Below are 21,893 nucleotides of genomic sequence, written 5' to 3'. Positions count from 1 at the left end.
AGCGGGGCTTTTGGCTTAATCATATGATCTGGCAATTTGCATCCCGGTATTTCTGGGCCAAGAAGTCGACCAATGCTATTAACATCATCGCCTGGGTGAGTGTGGGAGCGATTGCGGTGGGGGCCGGAGCGTTGATTGTGATCCTGAGTGTATTCAATGGCTTTGAAGGCCTGGTAAAATCCCTGTATTCTTCTTTTTACCCTTCTGTAAAGGTGGCGCCGGTGAGTGGGAAGACGATCCGGCTGGATGCCGCGCAGCTGAAACGCATCGCGGAAGTCCCCGGCGTGGCGGCCTATACGGCCGTGATTGAGGAAAAAGCCGTATTGCGGTACGGGGACGAGCCTACGATCGCCGTCCTGAAAGGGGTGGATAGCAATTACACCAAAGTGGCTGACCTAAAAGGTAAAATCGTTAGGGGCGACTTCAATACCGGCGATGAAGAAGGCTACGGGGCCGTGTTAGGGCTGGAGCTGGAAGGAGCCCTGGGGATAGACGTCAAGCATAGCCTGACGCCCGTTACGGTTTACGTGCCACGCCGTAGCGCTACTTCATTTACGATCCCGGAGGAGGCGCTGAACAGCGGCATTGTGTATCCCCGCGGGACTTTTGCCATCCAGCAGGAGTTTAACAGCAAATATGTGATTACGCATATCGCCTTTCTGCGCAAGCTGCTGGAAATGGGACCGGATGAGATGTCGGCCCTGGAAGTTGGGGCTGCTCCCGGCGTCAGCGAGGACCTGCTGAAAAAGCGGATCGCCGCGGTGCTGGGGCCGGGTTACAAGGTGCAGACCCGCTTTGAGCAGAACCAGTCGCTCTACGCCATTATGGAAACGGAGAAGTGGGTGGTATATGTGATCCTCAGCTTTATACTGGTGATTGCCGCCTTTAACATGGTCGGTTCCTTATACATGCTGGTCATTGAAAAGCAGAAGGATATTACGATTCTGAAGGCGATGGGCGCCCGCAATTCGCTGATCATGCGGATATTTTTAGCGGAGGGGCTCATCATTGCCGGGATTGGCGGGGGGCTTGGCTGCGGTCTGGGGATCATCTTCTGCCTGTTGCAGCAGCGCTTTGGGCTGATCAAGCTGGAAGGGCAGTCGTTCCTGGTGGATGCGTACCCGGTGATAATGTACTGGGGAGATTTTGTGCTGGTGTTGTTCACTATCCTCGTGATAGGAACGGCCGCGAGCTGGATACCTGCAAAGCGTGCATCCAGGGAGATGCTGGCTTTAAAGGCTACCTGATGATAGCAAAAGATGTTATAAAAGCAGCAAAGGAGGCCCTGTGGCCTCCTTTGCTGCTTTATGAAAGATGAGTTGAATTATTAGTAATCGCCCAGTGTTTCCGGCAGTTGAGCGAGCGCTTTTGCCAGTTGTTCATCGCTTGGCGCGATACCATGCCATTCGTGGTGGCCTTCCATGAAGTCAACCCCCTGGCCCATTACGGTTTTCATAATGATGCAGATAGGTTTGCCTTGTCCGGTGAGGGATTTCGCTTTTTCGAGCGTCGCCACAACTTCGTCCATGTTGTTGCCATCCATGTGAAGCACGTGCCATCCGAATACTTCGAATTTAGCGCCGATGTCGCCCAGGCCGGCTACGTCAGCGGTGGTACCGTCGATCTGTTGGCCGTTGGCATCGATGGTGATGATGAGGTTATCCACTTTATGATGCGGTGCAAACATAGCGGCTTCCCAGATCTGGCCTTCTTCCAGCTCGCCGTCCCCGTGGAGGGAGAACACGAGATGTTTATCGCCGTTGAGTTTCTTGGTCAGCGCGGCGCCGATGGCAACGCTCATACCCTGGCCGAGGGAGCCGGAGGCGATGCGTACGCCTGGCAGGTGTTCGTGGGTGGTGGGGTGCCCTTGCAGGCGGGAGTTGAGCTTGCGGAAAGTGCTCAGTTCAGCCACCGGGAAGTATCCTGAACGTGCCAGTACGCTGTAAAATACCGGGGAGATATGACCATTGGATAAGAAAAACAGATCCTGGTCCTTGCCATCCATATCAAACGGCGTAGGCTTATGATCCATAATCTTAAAGTAAAGGGCGGTCAGGAAATCGGCGCAGCCGAGGGAACCACCTGGGTGTCCGCTCTGAACACCATGTACCATTCGTACTATATCTCTTCTTACCTGTGAAGCTATATCCTGGAGCTGTGGCATGATACTTGTGATTTTAAGAGCCGCAAAACTAGAGGAATTCATAGAATTGTGGCGTTTGAATGTTTTTTTGCGGGTCCAAAATATCACAAAATCTTTATTTTTTCAGCTAATATTTACACATTTCGTTGAAATTAATATCTTTGCACTCTAACCCCCCGATAAATGGAGAATGTATTAATTGCTACCGTCCTAAGTTTTGTTGTGACCTATTTTTCAATTCCGATCCTTATTAAGGTCGCGGAATTAAAACACCTCTACGACGAACCGGACGAAAGGAAAGCTCACAAGAAGCGTATTCCCACCCTTGGCGGAATGGGCTTTTTCTCAGGCTTCATCATTGCAGCTGCGGTTTGCGTACCCGTGCTGCAAAACTCCCCCTTCCAGTACATGATGGCGGCATTTTTCATCATTTTCATGGTGGGAATGAAGGATGACATCGTTGGGTTATCTCCCCTTAAAAAATTAATCGGACAGCTACTTGCCTCATTTGCAATCATTTATCTCGGTAACCTGCAGATTTCCAACATGTATGGCTTCCTGGGTATATATGAATTGCCGGGCAGTATCAGCCTGATGCTTACCTATTTCACCTTCATCGTGGTGATCAACGCCTTTAACCTCATTGACGGGGTAGACGGGCAGGCCGGTAGCATCGGATTGCTGGTGAGCGCCATCCTGGGAGCGTATTTCCTGCACGTGGGCGAAATCACCTATGCGGTGCTGGGCTTCTCCCTGGCCGGCGGACTGGCTAGCTTCCTGATTTACAATATCTCCCCTGCCAAAATATTCATGGGCGACACCGGCTCGCTCCTGATCGGGTTGGTAAATGCCGTGCTGGTGATCAAATTCATCGACGTGGCAGGCAACCCGGCCGGTAAAATGCCGATCACCGCTACCCCGGGCGTGGCTGTAGCGATACTGATCGTGCCGCTTTTTGATACCCTCCGGGTGTTTGCCGTAAGAATGCTGCAAGGGCGTTCGCCGTTTTCTGCCGACAGAAATCACATCCACCACTACCTGCTGGATCTGAAACTCAACCATAAGCAAACTACACTGGTATCCGTAACGGTAAATGCCGTTTACATTGCCGCAGCCTTCGCTTTACAGGGCATTGGCACCACGGCGATGGTGGTAGTGGTAGTTACCTCTGCCATGGGGCTGACCGGTATTCTGTACCTGGCCCGCAAACGCAAGCTGGCTGCCCTCGCTGAGGCGCAAACGGCCGTGAACCTCCAGGTGGCTACGCCTGAAAATGTAGCGCACCAGACTCCCCCTAAGATTTTGAGAGTGACCAACGACGGCGTATTACAGGATAAGTAAACGTCTTACCATATTTTACAAGGGTAGCAAGCATTTGCTACCCTTTTTTAGTAGCTTAAACAGCGCTATACTTTGACGATTAAAAGAAAACCTGTAGGTTTGCAGGCACTTAACTATTTATGTTATGCAAGACGATCTAACGCTTATCCTTGATGATGCAGCGGACTCGATGAAGAAAGCCATCGGGCACCTGGAAGTGGAATTGACAAAAGTCAGAGCTGGTAAAGCCAATCCACAAATTCTGGATGGTATTCATGTGGATTATTACGGCGCTCCCACTGCACTGAATCAGGTGGCCAATGTTGCTGTTGCCGATGCCCGTACGCTGACTATTCAACCATGGGAAAAAAATATGCTTCAGCCGATTGAAAGGGCGATCATCGCATCCAATATCGGTCTGAACCCTCAGAACGACGGTGTAATTATCCGTTTATTCCTGCCACCACTCACGGAAGAAAGAAGAAGGGAATTTGTGAAAAGGGTGAACGGAGAAGGTGAACAGGCAAAAATTGCCGTTCGTAATATCCGCCGCGAAGCCATTGAAAGTATCAAGAAACTGCAGAAAGAAGGTCTGAGCGAGGATACCGCGAAGGATGCAGAGGCTGATATCCAGCAGCTGACCGACAAAAATATTGTCCTGATCGACAAGCATTGCGAAGCCAAAGAAAAAGAAATCATGTCTATCTAAGGCTGGTCGGCAATCATATTTAAAAAAGCTCCGGGTGTGTCATCCGGAGCTTTTTTTATGCTTTTTTGGCCTTGTTGACCAGGTACACGCCGAAGAGGATGATAAACATACAGGCAACCTGCATCCAGGTGATGGGTTCATTGGCCAGGAAGCCCCAGCCCATTGCCACTATCGGTAATGCATAAGTGACCATGGAGGCGGCCATCCCTCCTGCCCTGCGGATCAGCAGGTAAAATAGCACGGCGGCCACGCCGGTACCCATAACGCCCAGTATCAACCCCGCTCCCAGCGAGCGCCAGGGCGCCGCCGGCCCGGCAAACTGTGGAAAGAAATCCGTAAATAGTAATACCGGCAGGGTAAACATGCCACAGAAGAACATGGCGATCGATCCCAGTTGTAAGGAGCCGAAGCCTTGCAGGTGGTGCCCTACCAGGCTGATGTTGGCCCCATAGCTGATAGTGGCTGCAATGACCAGCAGGCCATAATACCAATATTTATCTGTTGCAACACCTTTGCTGCTGAAGAGGAGCACTACTCCCAGCAGGCCTACGCAAACGCCGGTTAGCTGTTTCTTTTTGATGGGCGCCTTGAAGATAAGGAAGCCGGTAACGAGGGCCATCAGCGGGGTGAGCGAGTTGAGGATGCCGGCCAGGGAGCTGTCGATCCGGGTTTCGGCCAGGCAAAAGAGGAAGGCCGGGATGCCGTTGCCCAGCAGGCCGGATAGGATGATAATGGGTAATTTACGTATAGGCGTTGCCTTCAGGGCCTTGGGCAGGAAGGGCAATAGCGCCAGGCCGGCGGCTACCAGTCGCAGACTGGCTACCTGGTAAGGCCTAAAGGCTTCCAGCCCTATTTTCATTAAGATGAAGGAGCTACCCCAGGTGAGCGACAATAGCAGAAATATGCCCCAGTTTACTATTCGTTGGTTCAAGTGGCAGAATTTTATGACAGCAAAGGTGAGATTATACGATCAGATATCAAAAAGAATAGGTGCTAAGTCAACACTACTGGCTACATTTTGTTACATTTAAATTAAGAACCAAATAGCTATGGGCAAAATCAAGTTAGCAGACATCAAAACTTCAGCACCCAAAAAATTTGATAAAGACAAAACCAAGGCCCTTACCAAAGAGATATTGGAGGAGTTGGACGAGTTACAGAACTTAATGTACGCAGAGCATAAGCATAGCGTATTGCTGATTGTGCAGGGCATGGACGCCAGCGGCAAGGACGGCGTAATAAAGAACGTTACCGGCACGCTAAATCCGCAGGGCGTTACCGTTCATTCCTTTAAAGCGCCTACCCCTGAAGAGGCGGATCACGATTTCCTCTGGCGCGTACATCAGCATGCTCCGGGAAGAGGCATGATCCAGGTGTTTAACCGGTCGCACTACGAGGATATCCTCATCCAACGGGTGCATAAGTGGATCGATGATAAAACCGCCTATAAGCGGATGGATGCTATCAATGATTTTGAGAAGTTGCTGGCAGTGCACGGGAACACGCAGATCCTGAAATTTTACCTGCACGTATCCCACGAAGCGCAGCAGCAGCGCCTCGTAGAGCGTACGGAAGATCCGCGGAAAATGTGGAAATACAATGAGAAGGACCTGGAAGAGTCAAAGCTCTGGGACAAATACATGAGCGCGTATGAGGATGCGATCAACAACTGTAACTACATCCCCTGGATGGTCGTGCCGGCAGATCAGAACTGGTACAAGGAATACCTGATTGCGTTAACGTTGAGGGATACACTAAAATCCCTGAAGATGAAATATCCCCGTCTGAAGAAATAATAGATTGTCAATGAATGCGTTCCGTATTTAAATACTACTTTTGTTTACAGAAACTTTAACCACTAAAACCTTTCATTATGTCGTTCATTAAGGAGTTTAAAGAATTTGCTTTAAAGGGCAATGTAATGGATCTTGCTGTGGGTGTGATTATTGGAGGCGCTTTTGGAAAGATCGTTACATCACTCGTGGATAACTTATTGATGCCTATCGTTAGTATTTTCTTAAACGGTGTGAACTTTAAGGACAAATTCACTGTGTTATCCTTCGATAACACCACCAACTTCAAAACGCTGGAAGAAGCCAAGGCGGCGGGTGTAAACGTGCTGGCCTGGGGAGCGTTCCTCCAAAGCGTGCTTGATTTCGTGATTATCGCTTTCTGTATTTTCATGTTGGTGAAATTCATGAACAGGCTTACCCGTAAGAAAGAAGAAGCCCCTGCTCCTGCTGAACTTACCACCCAGGAGAAACTGCTCATCGAAATCCGCGATGCTATCAAATCCAAATAACCTTATCGCATATACGCTGTAATGATTTAGAAAAGGATCATGCCTGCGGGCATGGTTCTTTTCTTTCCTGCTTTTGTATAATCCAAACTTAAATATCAAATAGATGAGAAAATTTACTTTATCCATAGCATGCCTGCTGTGCGTGTTTGTGTTTACGGCGCAGGCACAAAATGACTGGATGAAGACGGACCGGGATGAAGCGGCCAAGAAGCTGAAGAAGAGAGATGATAAAGATACTATCCCCAAGCTCTGGTTCAAGGGAATGAACATTAACGTGAACATCAACCAGGGCTCCCTGAGTAACTGGGCTGCAGGGGGCGACAACTTTTCCTTTTCGCTGGGGTCCACCATTTTTGCGTGGGCTAATTATAAAAATGGGCGGAGAGAATGGAGTAACGTGGCAGACCTGGCCTACGGTTATATCAATACCACCAGTTTGGGCAGCCGTAAGAGTGACGACCGCATTGACCTGACCTCCAAATATGGCTATGATATTGGCAGAAACTGGTTTGTAAGCGGGCTGGTGAACCTCAGGACCCAGTTTACCGACGGTTACCTGTACCCATCTGATACCACGCCGCAGTTTAACTCTACGTTTTTTTCCCCTGCCTATGTGCTGGTATCTCCGGGTTTTGATTACAAGCCCAATAAGGACTTTTCCCTCTTCCTTTCTCCCATTACGGCCCGTTTCGTAGTGGTGATGGACCAATACCTGTCCAGAATGGGTGCTTTTGGCGTGGATTCAGGCAAACACATGAAATATGAGATGGGTGCTTATCTCTCTGCCAATTATATTAAAACATTTGCAAAGAATATGACATATAAGGGCCGGTTAGACCTTTTCTCCGACTACCGGCATAACCCGCAGAATGTGGATATGTTCTTAACCAACGCATTGGAACTGAAGGTGAACAAGTGGATTTCCGCCCTGCTTACGCTGGACATGATCTATGACGATGACACCAAGATCAAGGACAGCAAAACCGGCGTGGAAGGGGCCCGACTGCAGATCAAGCAGGTAATCGGGATCGGGTTTACGGCGAAGTTTTGATTAGCGGGAATTTTGTTATTTTTGATATATGCAGGGGCTGAATTTTCAGCCCCTGCGATAATTAAACAGATACCGTGGCTGAACAATCTACCTACAAAATAGTACTACCGCAGTTCGAAGGACCGTTTGACCTGTTGTTGTTTTTCATCGAGCGCGATGAACTGGATATTTACAATATCCCCATCAACAAGCTGACGCAGGACTTCCTGGATTATATCCATCATATTGAGTCGCTCAATATTGAACTGGCGAGTGAGTTCATCCTGTTTGTATCCACGCTGATGCGTATCAAAGCCAAGATGCTTTTGCCGCGCAAGGAGCTGGATGAGCAGGGGAACGAGATTGATCCGCGACTGGAGCTGATTGATAAGATCCTGGAATACAAGCGTTACAAGCAGGCGGCCATGGAACTGGCTGAAATGGAGGCGGAGCGGCTGCTGGCGGTGAAGCGCGGAAATATCCAGAAGGAGCTCGCTGAAATCGGCGAGGCTACCAGCGAGGGCACAGAAGTGCAGACGCTTACCCTTTTCAAACTGGCGAAAACGTTTGAAAAGGTGATGCAGCGTATGAAAGAGCGGGATAACAAGCCCCAGCACGTGGTGTACAAGTACGATTATACCATGGAAGGTTCCAGGATGTACATGGAGGAGCTGGCCCGCGCTGAAAGGACTTTATCTTTTGAAAAAATCTTTGATCACTGTAAAGACAGGGTGCATGCCATCTTCCTCTTCCTCAGTATGCTGGAACTGGTACAGATGAAGCATTTGGGCATTATGGTGGGCGAAGGCAGAAATAACTTTATTATTGAATACATAGATCCTTCCGACAGGGAGGAAGAACCTGCAGGAGTAGTAATCGATGGCTGAGAAACGTGGTAATATTGAAATTGTGTCCTTACCGGATTATGCGCATACCAATCCTACTTTTATCGTATCCGGATTGTGCGAGTTGGGAAATACTTTTTTCCAGCAGATAGGCGTGCCGCACCGGCATGATTTCTACACCATTTATTGGATCAAAAGCGGAAAGCTCACCCAGACGATTGATTCGGTAGTGCATGAGGTGAAGGAAAATACCCTGTTCTTCCTGGCGCCGGGCCAGGTGCACAACATCCGGTCCAGCGAGAAGATTGAAGGCTATATGATCGCCTTCCAGGATGCTTTTATGTGCCTGCGGGATCAGTCGCAGGTCTCCGCCATTAAATCCAGCCTGTTTTTCAATAACCAGTTTAGCTCCATCATCCGGCTTAACGAAGAAGAATCAAAGGATTTTGAAGCGGTAATCAGCCTGATGATGAAGGAACTGAGTCTGCAGGAGCCTGATTATGATACCGCCCTGCATGGCCTGCTCCGTTATTTCCTGGTACTGGCTTCCCGGGTGAAAGGGGAAAGCGTTATTTCCACACCGGAGCAAACCAGTGCGCACAACAGCTCTATCTTCCTGAATTTCAAGAATTTAATTGAGGAGAAGTATGTAGAGCTGAAAAATGTTTCGGATTACGCTAATTTATTATATATCAAGCCGGTGCTGCTGAATGAAATCAGCAAGCAATTATCCGGGATTACCGCCGGGGAGCATATCCGTAACCGGGTGATCCTGGAAGCCCAGCGCTATTTGCATTTTACGGATCTTACCGCGAAGGAGATTGCGTATAAGCTGGGGTTTGAAGACCCGCATTATTTCAGCCGGTTTTTTAAGAAGTACACGAACCAGAGTCCTTCCGAGTTTAAGGAGGCGTCGAGGGCGGTGAATCCGGCGGAATAACCACAAAAACCCCAGGCTTTTTACCTATTCATATCACCTCCCCGGGAACCTCCCCCAAAAAAAGTCCATTACTCCCTGAGTTTTATCCATTTTACATCGATGTTGCAACACGTAATTTTGTATCGTCTTAACAGGAGGACAATATGAAAACAGTAAAACATGTAACAGACATTTATAAAGCACCTGCCCCTCACATGGTAGGCGATGGTTTCAGGGTACACAGCGTACTGCCCGGAGGTACCAGGAATGAAGGTAACCGCGTAAGCCCGTTCATCTTAATGGACTACGGCGCGCCTGCCTACTTCCCTCCCACCAACAGGCCCCGCGGTGTGGACCAACACCCGCACAAAGGGTTTGAAACCGTTACAGTGGTGTACCAGGGAGCCCTGGAACACCGCGACTCCACCGGCAGCTACGGTAAACTGGCGCCCGGCGATGTGCAGTGGATGACTGCCGCAAATGGCATCGTACACGAAGAAAAACATGAAACAGCCTTCAGCAAACAAGGCGGAAAGGTAGAAATGGCGCAGCTCTGGGTAAACCTGCCTAAAGCGTATAAATCTGAGCAGCCGCATTACCAGAACCTGACCAAAGCGGAAATCCCCGTTGTACAGCTGTCCGGCAACAGCTACCTGCGTGTGATCGCCGGTGAATTCAACGGCCAGAAAGGCGCTGCCAGCACCTACTCCCCGGTAAACGTACTGGACGTGCAGTTGAAAAAAGGCGATACCGTAACGGCTGCCTTCCCTGCGCATTTTAACACCATGGCAGTGATCATGCACGGACAGGCTGATTTTGACGGAACAACCGGCACTGCAGTAGAAACGCTCTTCTTCGATAAAAATGGTACCGACATTACCATCACCGCCCTGGAAGACGCTTCCATCCTGCTGCTTAGCGGCGAACCTATTGATGAGCCGATCTTCGCATATGGCCCGTTTGTGATGAATAATGAAGAGGAAATCGTCCAGGCCATCGAAGACTATAACGCCGGAAAGATGGGATTCCTGTAATACAGCATTAATATCTCCCGAAAAAATAAAAAAACAATTTATAACACACAAAAACACAGTATATGACAACCTGGAAAATAGATCCTACTCACAGCGACGTTCAATTCAAAGTGAAACACCTGATGATCACTACCGTTACCGGACAGTTCGGCGCTTTCGATGCTACCATGCAAACAGATGGCAGTGATTTCTCCAATGCGAAAATCACTTTCGAAGCGGACGTTAACAGCATCACTACGCAGAATGCGCAGCGCGATCAGCACCTGCTGCAGAGCGACTTCTTTGAAGCGGAAAAGTATCCTAAACTGAAATTCGTTTCCACTGAAGTGAAAAAAGTAGATGATGAAAACTATAAACTGATCGGCGACCTCACCATCCGCGACAATACCCGTCCGGTGGAACTGAAAGTGGAATTTGGCGGCGAAGTGGTGGATCCATGGGGTCAGACTAAAGCAGGTTTTGAACTCAGCGGTAAAATCAACCGTAAAGATTTCGGCCTCACTTTCCATGCAGTTACGGAAACCGGCGGCGTAATGCTGAGCGATGAAGTAAAACTGCTGGCGAGCGTTCAAATGGTAAAACAGCAATAATAAAAAAGTACATAAGCAACCGGAAGAATTCGCAGAAACGGACTATATACCGACAGACTGGAACAGAAAAGGGCTTTCATGCATTATTATGTATGGAAGCCCTTTTTAGCTTCCGGTAAAATCCGGAATTAATTTGTAATTTGGCGGCCTACACTGCTATTTTCACCGCAAAAAGTAAAATATCAAACATGAAAAGATTTGCATCTGCCAATTGGCAAGGAACAGGTAAAGAAGGTAAAGGTACGCTGACTTCCCAGGCCGGCGCCCTCAATAACACGCCATATTCTTTCAGCAGCCGCTTCGAAGATGGCGCAGGTACCAACCCTGAAGAACTGATTGCAGCTGCCCATGCAGGCTGCTTTACCATGAAACTGAGCTTCATCATTTCCGGTGCTGGTCTGACTCCTGGTAACATCGATACCAAATGCACCATTACCTTCGAAAATGGCGCTATCGTGGAAAGCCACCTGGATGTGAAAGCAAGCGTACCAGGCCTGGATGCAGAAAAATTTGCTGAGTTCGCAAAAGATGCGGAAGCAAACTGCCCTATCTCCAAACTGCTGAATACTAAAATTACCATGGACGCTGCTTTAGTGTAAGCGTACCCGTAATAAGGCATAGAGAGGCTGCACTGCGCGGCCTCTTTCTTTTTTACGGCCATGGTAAAATGTCCACCCTTTACCGCTTATAATCCATTCTGTTGCGGCGCCGTATGTACGATATTTGTATCGTAAACATCAAAGGAGCAATTATGGAAAAGATCATACATCGTGCGGCAGACAGGGGATTCGCAGATCACGGCTGGCTCAAATCCCATCATACCTTCAGCTTCGCCAATTATTACAATCCGGAAACCATTCACTTCGGCGCGCTGCGCGTGCTGAACGACGATGAGGTGAAAGGCGGCATGGGCTTCGGCGCACACCCCCACGATAATATGGAAATCGTGTCCATCGTACTGGATGGCGCACTCGCACATAAAGACAACACAGGAAGAGATAAAATCATCAATAAAAACGATGTGCAGATCATGAGCGCCGGCGCCGGCATTGTGCATTCGGAATTTAACGCGTCCAAAACGGCGCCGGTTAGTTTCCTGCAGATATGGGTGTTCCCCAAATACCGCAATGTGCCGCCGCGCTACGATCAGCAGACGTTTGACCCTGGCCAGCGCCATAACCGGTGGCAGGTAGTAGTATCTCCGGAACAGGAAGAAGGAAAATTATGGCTCAACCAGGACGCCTGGTTTTCCCTGGGAAATTTTGACGCAGGTCAGCAGCTTACTATCACGCCAAAGCAGCAGGGGCAAGGATCCTACCTGTTCCTGATCAGCGGTGAAGCAAAGGTGGGCGATGAAATATTACACGAAAGGGATGGTATAGGCGTATCCGCATATGAGCAGCTACACATCGAAGTAAACAAAGCGGCAGAGTTTTTGTTAATAGATGTGCCAATGCTGCAATAATATTTAATACTATATACTAACCCATTCATTAGAGGGCGGCCGCTTACCGGTCGCCCTTTTTATTTCCTTTCTCTGCAATGAATTTATATTTTAGTCGCATGAAGCAAACCACCCTGTTGCTGCTGGCTGGCTTATTTGCGGCGCTGGCCACATCAGCAAAGAACAATGATAAGAAAGATACTGTTGCCGCATGCAGCAGTTGTATCGTAGCCGCAGAGCAATCCCAGCACCGGATCATCATCGCAGATACCCGCACCGGCGCCATCGTTTGGGAGTGGAAACCGGAGCATTCCAATGTACGCCCGTCCGACGTGAAGTGGTTCAGCAACCCCAGCGAAGCAAAGATGGTGTACGACCGTAAATACGTACTCATGACGGCCTCTGGTGGCGGCGTGGCGCTGATACGCGTGGCGGACCGGAAAACGGTATTTTATGCCTATGCCGGCGGCAATACCCATTCCGCAGAATTGCTGCCGGATGGTAATATCGTGAGCGCTTCCAGTACCGGCAACTTCCTCACGGTGTTCAGAACGGACACTACGCATTTTCCTGAAAATGTCTACGCCAAAAAGATATGGGCGCATTTTGCGCATAACGTAGTATGGGACGCTGCCGGCAAAAAACTCTACAGCGCTGCCATGGATTCCATGCTGGTGTTTTCCTACAACAATAATTGCGAGGCGCCCGATTTACAACTGAAAACCCGTGTAAAACTGCCCGGCACGGAGGCGCATGACCTCTATCCCGTGTATGGCAAACGGTTACTATGGCTGAGTAACCTTACCAATGTGTGGTATTTCGATTTGAAAACCCTGAAAACACTGCCTGCCAGGAACATTATCCAGCAGAATGTAAAGAGCGTTTCCTCCGGCCCCGGCGGACTGCCAACCATCTGCGCATTGCCAAAGGAATCCTGGTGGACGGACGAGGTCATTGACGCCAATGGCCATACCGTTTTTCTGCAAAAAGGATTAAAAATCTATAAGGCCAGATGGGTGTTACCGGATTTGTTTAGCAATCCTGACAAAAAAGATTTTAGATATTGTAAAAAATAAATGCCGGGCAGGAGCAGTGCCACGTATGGAGCGGTGGCGCTGCTGGCCTATGCCATCGCTAAAATGCAGCCCTAATGCATTGCCTGAACAGACATTTCAGCTATTTTGGCTACCTTCGTTGAAAGACAATTAATCCTATGCTGCTGGCAACAGATCTTGACGGTACCTTCCTCGGAGGTACAGATGCGGACAGAACATTACTGTATAATATCATTCGGGAAAACGAAAATTTACGATTAGTATTTGTAACCGGCAGAGGAGTAAACAGTGTATTGGAACTACTGGAGCAGTCCCCATTGCCTTTGCCCAGGCCGGAATACATCATTTGCGATGTAGGCGCCACCGTTACCCATCTTGATTCTATGGAAATGGTAGCGCCAATACAATCCGGCATTGCGGCCCTATGGCCCGGCGATCACGTGCGGGAAAGGATGGCAGTGGTAAATGGGCTCATTCACCAGGAAGCGCATCAGCAATTCCGTTGCTCCTACCGCTACGATGCAGGAACCGACATCGCGCATGCCAGGGCTATTTCCAGCGCTTTATCCTGCGATATGATGCTCTCCGACGGCCAGTACCTGGATGTGATGCCCAAAGGCGTAAATAAAGGCTATACGCTGCTGAAATTGTTGGCGCACCTGGGCATCCCGGAGGAGGAAGTGCTGGTGGCAGGCGATACCATGAACGATTTCGCCATGTTTGAAACCGGCATCAGGGGCGTGGTGGTAGCGGGCGCAGAGGAAGAGCTGGTGACAATGACCGCGCATATGCCGCATGTATTGCATGCAAAGCAGGAAGGCGCCGGCGGCATCCTCGAAGCCATGAAAAAGCACCGCGCTTTCGCAGGATTAGTTGAAAATCTGTTGGTAAAATAGTGTATTAAGCTGTTATCAGTTAATCATCATAAAGTATGTAACTTAGGACTAGCATACGTGCGTAGTAACAAAAGTCTGGTGTAATCTGTTAATTGGATAATGGAATGTTTAGCTGATAAGTATTATTCAGTCATCATTAAATTTAATCCATCATGGGTACAACCACGCAACCAACTGAACTGCATGAGCAGATTAACTCCTGGAAGGAAGCAGTAAAAGGAGTAAAGGAAGAAGTAGGGCTGATGCGGGAAAGACTGGAACAGATCGCATTAAGTAAGGCGCCTAAGGATATCATGCACCGGGTTGAGCACTTCGAAAACCGGTTATTAAGGCAGCGGGAAGTTGCCGATGAAATGTTCCACGATATTAAACAGTGTGCAAAACATATGTCGGATGCGCCTGCCCAGGTACACCACGATGACCGTCCGATCGATAACTACGAAACCTTGCAGGACCGGATGGAAACTTTCCAGAAACTTTACGGGGAGCTAAAAAGCGAGTTTAATCATTTCATGACAAGCCACGGTTAGCGGAATCGTCATTGAGCTGCCGGGCTTTCGCTTCAATTTTATGAATGATTTCATCCAGTTGCAGGGTGGACTGTTGTAACCATTCCATCAACTGGGCATTGAGTTCGACATTCTTATTCTCCTTGTCGAACAACTGTGCGATGCTCAGGATGGAAACGACCGGCCTGCGGATTTCATGGGAATTGATCCATGAAATCTCTTTCAGGGTTTGGTTCTGCTCTTCCAGCCGCCGCGCCTGGCGTACGTGCTGGTCAATATCCTGCATGATCCCGATCATGCGGACGGCCATGTGGCCTTCATAGGAAATATTCGCCCTGTCTGAAATGTACTTATAACTGCCATCGGCGCAACGGAAGCGATATTCGGCGGACCAATAGCGCTCGTTGGCCAGCAGCGTATTTTCCAGCGAGTTCATGACCATGGGTTTATCATCCGGATGGATGTTATTTTTCCACCATTGAAGTACTTCCGTGTACTTGTCGTGGTCGTACCGGAATATGCTGGTAAGGCCATGGTTCCATGCAATGGCGCCGGTGATGAGGTTCCTGTCATACACCGCATCGTTGGTGGCCTGTGCCAGCAGCTCATAACGAACTCCTTCCGCAGAGGCGCGCTGGGTAGCCCTTACCTGGTCGTCCACATCCTTAGCCATAATGAACCTCGCATCTTTACCGCGGTAGGTGACGGAGTGCGCGTAAATCTCCGCGAAGAAGTCGGTCCCGTCTTTCTTCCGGTGTTTCCAGATGCCGCGGTATTCCACGCCGTTGCAGCGCTCTTCGATATTGCGCATGAGATACGGAATCTCATCCGAGTTGCGTATATTCTTTAACGTTAGATTGTAAAATTCCTTGCGGGTGTAGCCATATTTGCTGATGGCAGCGTTGTTTACCGACATGAAGCGGAGGGTGTTCTTGTCGTAAATCCACATGGGAATGGGATGGTCGTAGAAGAGCCGTTCGTATTGCAGACTATGGTTCGATCTGCGTATAGTCAATACCGTGAGTGCAATTATAGCTGCAATGAGCAGTAATTCATTACAGAGCAGCAGGTATTGAAAATGAACTGCTATATTTTGTGTGCCAGACTGAGCTGCTATCAGGAAGTATCCGTTGATACATGCTACAATAAACAACAGGCACACTATGACAATCTTTAGCGGAGCCTTTTGCATTCCTGAAGTTCATTAATTTTTCACAAATAACCGCTTATCCCATCAGATATTTTTATAATTCCAATTCAGCGGGCCCATCCTTTACATAGCCGGTGCAGGTAAGCACGAGGCCCTGTTGGAGTTCTTTATCCGTCAGCACTTCGTTGACGGACATCCAGATGTTGCCTTTGGTACAGCTGGCGGTGCAGGAGCCGCAAACTCCGCCTTTGCAGCTGTAGGGCAGCGCGATGCCCTGTTCCAGCGCATATTGCAGGATGGGTTCATTACCGGGGATGTCCAGTTGATACTCCTCTCCTTTTACGCGTATGGTAAGCGCACGCGGGGAAGCGTCGTCCGGGATGCCTGTTTTTTCGATTTTGGCGGCGGTATTTACTACGAAATTCTCTTTATGGAGCTGCCCCTCGTCGAAGCCGATGAAGGTCAGGGTCATAATGATCATGCGCATATAATCGAATGGGCCGCAGAGGAAGAACTGCGCGTCCGCCGGTTTATAACGGAGGTGGTCCTTTACCAGCATTTCCAGCAGGGTATTGCTGAGGCGGCGGTAGGCATGGTGTACATCCGGATCGTTGCTATAGAGGTGGATGACCTGGAGTTGTTGGGGGAATTGCTGTTCCAGGGCCTGTATCTGCCGGAGGAAGATCGTTCTTTCGGGCGAGGAGTTGCTGTAAACGAGTTTGATGTGCGCAGTTGGTTCCGTATGCAGGAAATGGCGCATGATGGCGTACACGGGCGAGATGCCGCTACCGGCGGCAAATAGGAAAATATCCCGCGGGTGGGGGCTGGCCGGGCCGGGGGTAAAGCGGCCGGTGGGTTCGAGGGCAGTTACAATCGTTCCTGTTTGCCAGTGTTGAAGGATATGCCGGGAGATTTCCCCGTTTTCTTTTCTTCTGACGGTGACGGCCAGGTGTGCATCCAGGCCGGGGGTAGTGCAGATGGAATAAGACCTGCGGTGTTCCACCCCGTGGAGGTTTACCAGGAAGGTGAGAAATTGGCCGGGCAGGTAGTCGATCTTTTCTGCGGCTACATTTTCCAGCGTGTAGGTGCGGGTGTCTTCGGTTTCCCTGGTGATGGCGGTGATGCGTAGTTGCAAATACATGGGTTTGCCGGGTAAAAAAAGAGTTACAGGCAGGGCCTGTAACTCCGGTATAAAAAATATTTGGTGAGAGGCGATTAAGCCGTCACGGTGATTTTGCTTTTCATCATTTCACGTACCGCGCGGGCAATGCCGGCGGCGTCATAGCCGCATTCCCGGAAGAGTTCTTCCGGTTTTCCGTGTTCCACGATCCTGTCCGGTACGCCAAGCATACGCAGTTCAGCCTTGTAGTTATGGCGGGCCATGAACTCAAGGATGGCGCTGCCGAAGCCGCCGGTGATAGTACCGTCTTCGATGGTGATCACTTTATCGTAGTTGGTGAACACTTCGTGGAGCATGGCTTCGTCGAGCGGTTTCACGAAGCGCATATCGTAATGCGCCGGTTGCAGGCCGTCGGCCAGGAGTTCGCGGATAGCTTCCGTAGCGAAGTTACCGGGGTGGCCGAGGGAGAGGATAGCGATATCCTTACCATCGCGGAGTTTGCGGCCGGTGCCGGGCTTAATGGCTTTGAAAGGCGTGCGCCATTCAGGCATAACGCCCTGGCCGCGTGGGTAGCGGATCACGTAAGGCATGTTGTTATCCGGTAATTGCGCGCTGTACATGAGGTTGCGGAGTTCTTCCTCGTTCATGGGGGCGCTGATAATTACGTTCGGGATACTGCGCATATAGGCAATATCATACACGCCGTGGTGGGTAGGTCCGTCTTCCCCAACGAGTCCTGCTCTGTCGAGGCAGAAGATAACCGGCAGTTTCTGGATGCATACATCGTGAACCGCCTGGTCAAAGGCGCGTTGGAAGAAGGAGGAATAGATGTTACAGAATACGCGCATACCCTGGGTTGCCATACCGGCGGAGAGGGTAACGGCGTGTTGTTCGCAGATACCTACATCGAATGCGCGGTCCGGCATTTTTTCCATCATGAATTTGAGGGAGGAGCCGGAAGGCATGGCGGGTGTGATACCGAGTATTTTATCGTTCTTTTCAGCCAGTTCAATGATGGTATGGCCGAAAACATCCTGGTATTTGGGAGGCTGCGGCCTGTCAGGCACTTTTTTGAAGATTTCGCCGGTGATTTTATCAAACAGGCCCGGCGCATGCCAGGTGGTCTGGTCCTTTTCTGCCAGGGCATAGCCTTTACCTTTGGTGGTAACGATATGCAGCAGTTTAGGGCCGGGGATATCCTTGAGATCCTGCAGGGTATCGGCCAGCTTGGTGATATTGTGGCCATCGATAGGACCGAAATACCGCATGCCGAAGGATTCGAACAGGTTGCTGGACTTGGATACCACGCCTTTGAGGCTGGCTTCCAGTTTGGAGGCCATTTCGCGGGTGAACTTCTTCCCTACCGGCAGTTTGCCCAGGAGGTTCCAGACGTCGTCCCGGAGTTTGTTGTAGGTAGGAGAAGTGGTGATATCGGTCAGGTATTCTTTAAGTGCGCCTACGTTGGGGTCGATGGACATGCAGTTATCGTTGAGGATAATCAGCACGTTTGCATTGGCAACGCCGGCGTGGTTGAGCGCTTCGAAGGCCATTCCGGCGGTCATGGCGCCATCGCCGATAACGGCGATATGCTGGCGGTCGAACTCCCCTTTGTAGTGGGAAGCCATTGCCATACCGAGGGCTGCGGAAATGGAGGTGGAGGAGTGCCCTACACCGAAAGTATCGTATTCGCTTTCGTCTCTTTTAGGAAAACCGCTGATGCCTTTGTATTTCCTGTTGGTAGGGAATACATCCCGCCTTCCGGTGAGGATCTTATGGCCGTAAGCCTGGTGGCCTACGTCCCACACGAGTTGATCGTAAGGCGTATTAAATACGTAATGCAGTGCCACTGTCAGTTCCACCACTCCCAGGCTGGCAGCAAAATGGCCGCCATGCACGCTTACAACGTCAATGATGTATTGACGGAGTTCTTCACAAACCTGGTGAAGCTGTTCCTTGCTTAACTTTCTCAGATCAGCAGGATTCTGTATTTGGCTCAACAGTTGACCAGCCGTAATATTCATAATAATGGCTCAGGGTTTTTATTAAAGAACAAAAATACGTAAAAAAGCGGTTCTGGTTGACGGTTTGTTGACAAGCTGATAGTTTCCTAAATTTACGGAACTTGGGTGAAATTGCCGCATCAGGCTTTAGGACCTGCCATCCGAACCAGTTAACCATGCTACGGGCCATTGGTAACAATTAGGTTTTAAGCTGGACCCCCGAAAAGTATATTTGGCTATACGGGAAGTACACGAACTTATATAAATGTTTAAGCATATTTCGAAATATTGGTTATGCCAGGTCTTAGGGTGGTCAGCGTATTTTCTGTTAAATACCTATGCTGCTCAGGGGAAGACGACGGAAATCTATTTTCAGCGCTTATTTACGATTATGCTGGCGGGGTTGGTGGCCACTCATGTATTCCGGTTACTGATCCGGAGGCTGGACTGGCAGTCGTACCCGCAGAATAAACAGTTGCTCGTGTTCTTTGCGATGCTGATTGGCTCCGGCTCGCTGATGTATGCCGTGTATTACCTGGCGGTGCTGTATGTATTGCGGGACGAGGTGACGGATATACTGGCGGGGTTAATGACCTTTTACCTGATCCTGGCGCCCTGGTGGGGGATTTATTTCCTGTATCACTATGTGGAAAAGCTCAGGATAGAGCAGTTGGATCAGCTGACTTTGCGGGCTACGGTGAAGGAGCTGGAGCTGAAAACGATCAAGGCGCAGCTGAATCCGCATTTCATATTCAATGCCTTAAACAGTATAAGGGCGCTGGTGGATGAGAATCCCCAGCGGGCCAGGACGGCGATCACGGAGCTGTCCAACATCCTTCGCAGCTCCATGGCGGCGGAGAAGTCGGAAACGGTGAGCCTGGAAAAAGAGCTGAATATTGTAAAGGATTACCTGGCCCTGGAAACGATCCGGTTTGAGGAGCGATTGCAGGTAAGCTACGATATTGATCCGGACACGCTGAGCTTGCAGGTGCCGCCGATGATGTTGCAAACTTTGGTGGAAAATGCCATAAAACACGGGATTTCGAAAGAAATCAGCGGCGGATACGTCTATATCAGTTCCAAATTGAAGGGTTTACAGCATGAAATCATGATTGAAAACACCGGTCAGTTTGTGGAAAAGTCCAAAAACGGGCATGGTTTTGGGCTCGAAAGTACCCGTCAGCGACTGAGTTTGCTATTCGGCAACCGGGCTTCCTTTGAGATCCGGAATAAGAGCGGGGACCTGGTGGAGGCCAAGGTCGTGATGCCGATATTGTAACTTAACTTTAGGAATAAACCGCTGTAGCTGGAGTGATCCGGGTACGGCATATTTGTATTAAAAAAATTATTCATCAACCAAACTTCATATTGCCAATGAAAAAAGCATTGATAATTGATGATGAACGCCTGGCCAGGAGTGAGTTAAAAAAGCTGCTTGCTGACCATCCGGAGATTGTTGTGGTAGGAGAAGCCGTGAATGCGAAGGATGGTATCGAGAAGATTGAAACATTGCATCCTGACCTGTTGTTCCTCGACATACAGATGCCGGATAAGACCGGGTTTGAGTTGCTTGCAGAACTGGAAAAGACGCCACAGGTGATTTTCACGACTGCCTATGATGAATATGCTTTGAAAGCATTTGAGTACAATGCGCTGGACTACCTGCTGAAGCCGGTGGAGCCGAAGCGACTGGCGGATGCTATTCACAAGCTGCATCAGCAGGATGAAAAAGAACGTATGGCGGCCACCGGGGCTGTGCGCACAATGTTGTCCGAGAGCGACCAGGTGTTTGTTAAAGACGGGGATCGCTGCTGGTTTGTAAAGCTCCAGGAAATCCGCCTGTTTGAGAGTGTAGGTAACTACGCCAGGGTGTATTTCGAGGCTAACAAGCCGTTGATCCTGAAATCGCTTAACGCGCTGGAAGAGCGCCTGGATGAGCGGGTATTTTTCCGTGCCAACCGTAAGCATATTGTCAACCTGCGCATGATCGAAAAAATAGACACCTATTTCAACGGTGGGTTATTGCTGGAAATGCGCGGCGGTGAAAAAATTGAAGTAAGCCGCAGACAGGCGGTGAAATTTAAGGAGATGATGAGTCTCTGATCTGATCTAAAGTGTGTTGTAAAAATAAGACGGCATAGACCGTGCTTGTAAAGTTGCTAAACAAAATATTAGGGCTTCCGGTTTCCCGGAGGCCCTTTTTTGCGCCTGCGAAATTTTTTTATTCGCGCAAATTGTTGATTATCCGTTTTTTATGAAAAAGTTTAAAAATTTTTGGCGGTAGTTGTCACGTTTAGGTGTTGAAGTTTGTCTTGTTAGTGTTCACCGACATTAAAACATTAACTATAAAAATTTCAACATCATGGAAGCAAGAATCAAATTTGAAGATGCCAATAAAGGCGCCATGGACGGCCTGTTCAAAACCGGTATGTATGTTAAGAAATCCGGCCTGGATCCGCTGTTGCAGGAACTGATCAAGTTCCGCGCTTCTCAGATCAATGATTGTGCATTTTGTTTGGATATGCATTGGAAAGATGCCATTCATCTCGGGGAGGACCCGCAGCGTTTATATTCCTTAAGCGCCTGGAGGGAGTGCCCTTATTACAGTGAGGCGGAACGCGCTGTGCTGGCCTATACGGAGGAAGCCACTGCCATGAATGTTTCAGACGAAACCTTCAACAACCTGGCAAAACACTTTAGCAAGGCGCAGATTGTGGACATTACCCTGGCGGTGGTGACCATCAATTCCTGGAATATGCTGAACCGTGCGTTCCACACAGTTCCCGGTGGTTATGTAGTAGGCAGTTTAGGATAATGAGCCAACGAA

23 protein-coding genes are annotated in these 21,893 nt (G+C 49.4%); 18 read left to right on the top strand and 5 right to left on the bottom strand.

The features are described 5' to 3' along the window. Positions 1–23: 23 nt before the first annotated feature. Positions 24–1,247, top strand: coding sequence for an FtsX-like permease family protein (locus BOC67_RS23510; protein WP_291914334.1), 1,224 nt, complete (start codon positions 24–26; stop codon positions 1,245–1,247). An 80-nt stretch (positions 1,248–1,327) separates the two neighbouring features. On the opposite strand, the gene BOC67_RS23505 is transcribed toward BOC67_RS23510, so the two are convergent. Further along, complete coding sequence (locus tag BOC67_RS23505; protein WP_291914332.1) at positions 1,328–2,164, bottom strand: transketolase; 837 nt, start codon at positions 2,162–2,164, stop codon at positions 1,328–1,330. A 162-nt stretch (positions 2,165–2,326) separates the two neighbouring features. Between BOC67_RS23505 and BOC67_RS23500 the strand changes: the two genes are divergently transcribed. Both BOC67_RS23500 and frr read left to right on the top strand, forming a co-directional pair. After that, positions 2,327–3,484, top strand: a complete 1,158-nt coding sequence (locus tag BOC67_RS23500) for a glycosyltransferase family 4 protein (RefSeq protein ID WP_291914329.1) — start codon at positions 2,327–2,329, stop codon at positions 3,482–3,484. Between the two features lie 124 nt (positions 3,485–3,608). After that, positions 3,609–4,172 (top strand): ribosome recycling factor, encoded by a 564-nt coding sequence (frr, locus tag BOC67_RS23495; RefSeq protein ID WP_291914327.1) that lies wholly within the window; start codon positions 3,609–3,611, stop codon positions 4,170–4,172. A gap of 55 nt (positions 4,173–4,227) precedes the next feature. Here frr and BOC67_RS23490 read toward each other — a convergent pair whose 3' ends face one another. Next, complete coding sequence (locus tag BOC67_RS23490; protein ID WP_291914325.1) at positions 4,228–5,103, bottom strand: DMT family transporter; 876 nt, start codon at positions 5,101–5,103, stop codon at positions 4,228–4,230. 118 nt (positions 5,104–5,221) lie between these two features. Between BOC67_RS23490 and BOC67_RS23485 the strand changes: the two genes are divergently transcribed. From BOC67_RS23485 to BOC67_RS23430, 12 genes are all read left to right on the top strand, one after another. Further along, complete coding sequence (locus BOC67_RS23485) at positions 5,222–5,968, top strand: PPK2 family polyphosphate kinase (protein WP_291914323.1); 747 nt, start codon at positions 5,222–5,224, stop codon at positions 5,966–5,968. A gap of 77 nt (positions 5,969–6,045) precedes the next feature. Next, positions 6,046–6,474 (top strand): large conductance mechanosensitive channel protein MscL, encoded by a 429-nt coding sequence (mscL, locus tag BOC67_RS23480; RefSeq protein ID WP_291914320.1) that lies wholly within the window; start codon positions 6,046–6,048, stop codon positions 6,472–6,474. Positions 6,475–6,577: 103 nt separating this feature from the next. Continuing rightward, positions 6,578–7,525: a DUF3078 domain-containing protein gene (locus tag BOC67_RS23475; protein WP_291914318.1), complete on the top strand. Its 948-nt coding sequence runs from the start codon at positions 6,578–6,580 to the stop codon at positions 7,523–7,525. Between the two features lie 74 nt (positions 7,526–7,599). Continuing rightward, positions 7,600–8,391, top strand: a complete 792-nt coding sequence (locus BOC67_RS23470) for a segregation/condensation protein A (protein WP_291914315.1) — start codon at positions 7,600–7,602, stop codon at positions 8,389–8,391. Next, a complete protein-coding gene (locus BOC67_RS23465) occupies positions 8,384–9,289 on the top strand; it encodes a helix-turn-helix domain-containing protein (protein ID WP_291914312.1) in 906 nt (301 codons plus the stop codon). Before BOC67_RS23470 ends, BOC67_RS23465 begins: the two co-directional genes overlap by 8 nt. 143 nt (positions 9,290–9,432) lie before the next feature. Beyond that, positions 9,433–10,302 carry a pirin family protein gene (locus BOC67_RS23460; RefSeq protein ID WP_291914309.1) on the top strand — a complete coding sequence of 290 codons (870 nt, stop codon included), beginning with the start codon at positions 9,433–9,435 and terminating at the stop codon, positions 10,300–10,302. A gap of 62 nt (positions 10,303–10,364) precedes the next feature. Next, entirely contained in the window at positions 10,365–10,892 is a 528-nt protein-coding gene (locus tag BOC67_RS23455; protein WP_291914306.1) for a YceI family protein, read from the top strand. A gap of 188 nt (positions 10,893–11,080) precedes the next feature. After that, on the top strand, positions 11,081–11,491 hold the full coding sequence (locus BOC67_RS23450) for an OsmC family protein (protein WP_291914303.1): 411 nt from the start codon (positions 11,081–11,083) through the stop codon (positions 11,489–11,491). A 152-nt stretch (positions 11,492–11,643) separates the two neighbouring features. Further along, the gene (locus BOC67_RS23445; protein WP_291914301.1) at positions 11,644–12,357 is read left to right on the top strand and encodes a pirin family protein; all 714 of its coding nucleotides are present in this window, start codon (positions 11,644–11,646) and stop codon (positions 12,355–12,357) included. Between the two features lie 98 nt (positions 12,358–12,455). After that, a complete protein-coding gene (locus BOC67_RS23440; protein WP_291914298.1) occupies positions 12,456–13,412 on the top strand; it encodes a DUF6528 family protein in 957 nt (318 codons plus the stop codon). A 137-nt stretch (positions 13,413–13,549) separates the two neighbouring features. Then, positions 13,550–14,287, top strand: coding sequence for an HAD family hydrolase (locus tag BOC67_RS23435; protein WP_291914295.1), 738 nt, complete (start codon positions 13,550–13,552; stop codon positions 14,285–14,287). Positions 14,288–14,439: 152 nt separating this feature from the next. Continuing rightward, positions 14,440–14,817, top strand: coding sequence for a hypothetical protein (locus tag BOC67_RS23430; RefSeq protein ID WP_291914292.1), 378 nt, complete (start codon positions 14,440–14,442; stop codon positions 14,815–14,817). Here BOC67_RS23430 and BOC67_RS23425 read toward each other — a convergent pair. The 3 genes from BOC67_RS23425 to dxs all read right to left on the bottom strand — a co-directional run bounded on the left by BOC67_RS23425 (position 14,798) and on the right by dxs (position 19,087). Beyond that, entirely contained in the window at positions 14,798–15,988 is a 1,191-nt protein-coding gene (locus BOC67_RS23425) for a PAS domain-containing protein (protein WP_291914291.1), read from the bottom strand. The genes BOC67_RS23430 and BOC67_RS23425 overlap by 20 nt on opposite strands. A 52-nt stretch (positions 15,989–16,040) precedes the next feature. Next, positions 16,041–17,087, bottom strand: coding sequence for a ferredoxin--NADP reductase (locus BOC67_RS23420; RefSeq protein WP_291914290.1), 1,047 nt, complete (start codon positions 17,085–17,087; stop codon positions 16,041–16,043). Positions 17,088–17,161: 74 nt separating this feature from the next. After that, positions 17,162–19,087 (bottom strand): 1-deoxy-D-xylulose-5-phosphate synthase, encoded by a 1,926-nt coding sequence (dxs, locus tag BOC67_RS23415; protein WP_291914289.1) that lies wholly within the window; start codon positions 19,085–19,087, stop codon positions 17,162–17,164. Between the two features lie 370 nt (positions 19,088–19,457). On the opposite strand from dxs, the gene BOC67_RS23410 reads away from it, so the two are divergent. The 3 genes from BOC67_RS23410 (at position 19,458) to BOC67_RS23400 (ending at position 21,881) form a co-directional block, all read left to right on the top strand. After that, a complete protein-coding gene (locus tag BOC67_RS23410; protein WP_291914288.1) occupies positions 19,458–20,345 on the top strand; it encodes a sensor histidine kinase in 888 nt (295 codons plus the stop codon). A 95-nt stretch (positions 20,346–20,440) separates the two neighbouring features. After that, positions 20,441–21,169, top strand: a complete 729-nt coding sequence (locus BOC67_RS23405) for a response regulator (protein ID WP_073081691.1) — start codon at positions 20,441–20,443, stop codon at positions 21,167–21,169. A gap of 259 nt (positions 21,170–21,428) precedes the next feature. Further along, a complete protein-coding gene (locus BOC67_RS23400) occupies positions 21,429–21,881 on the top strand; it encodes a carboxymuconolactone decarboxylase family protein (RefSeq protein ID WP_291914285.1) in 453 nt (150 codons plus the stop codon). Positions 21,882–21,893: the final 12 nt, after the last annotated feature.

The organism is Chitinophaga sp. CB10, from assembly GCA_001870995.2.
Lineage (GTDB): Bacteria > Bacteroidota > Bacteroidia > Chitinophagales > Chitinophagaceae > Chitinophaga.
This window is presented reverse-complemented; position numbering and strand designations above follow the sequence as displayed.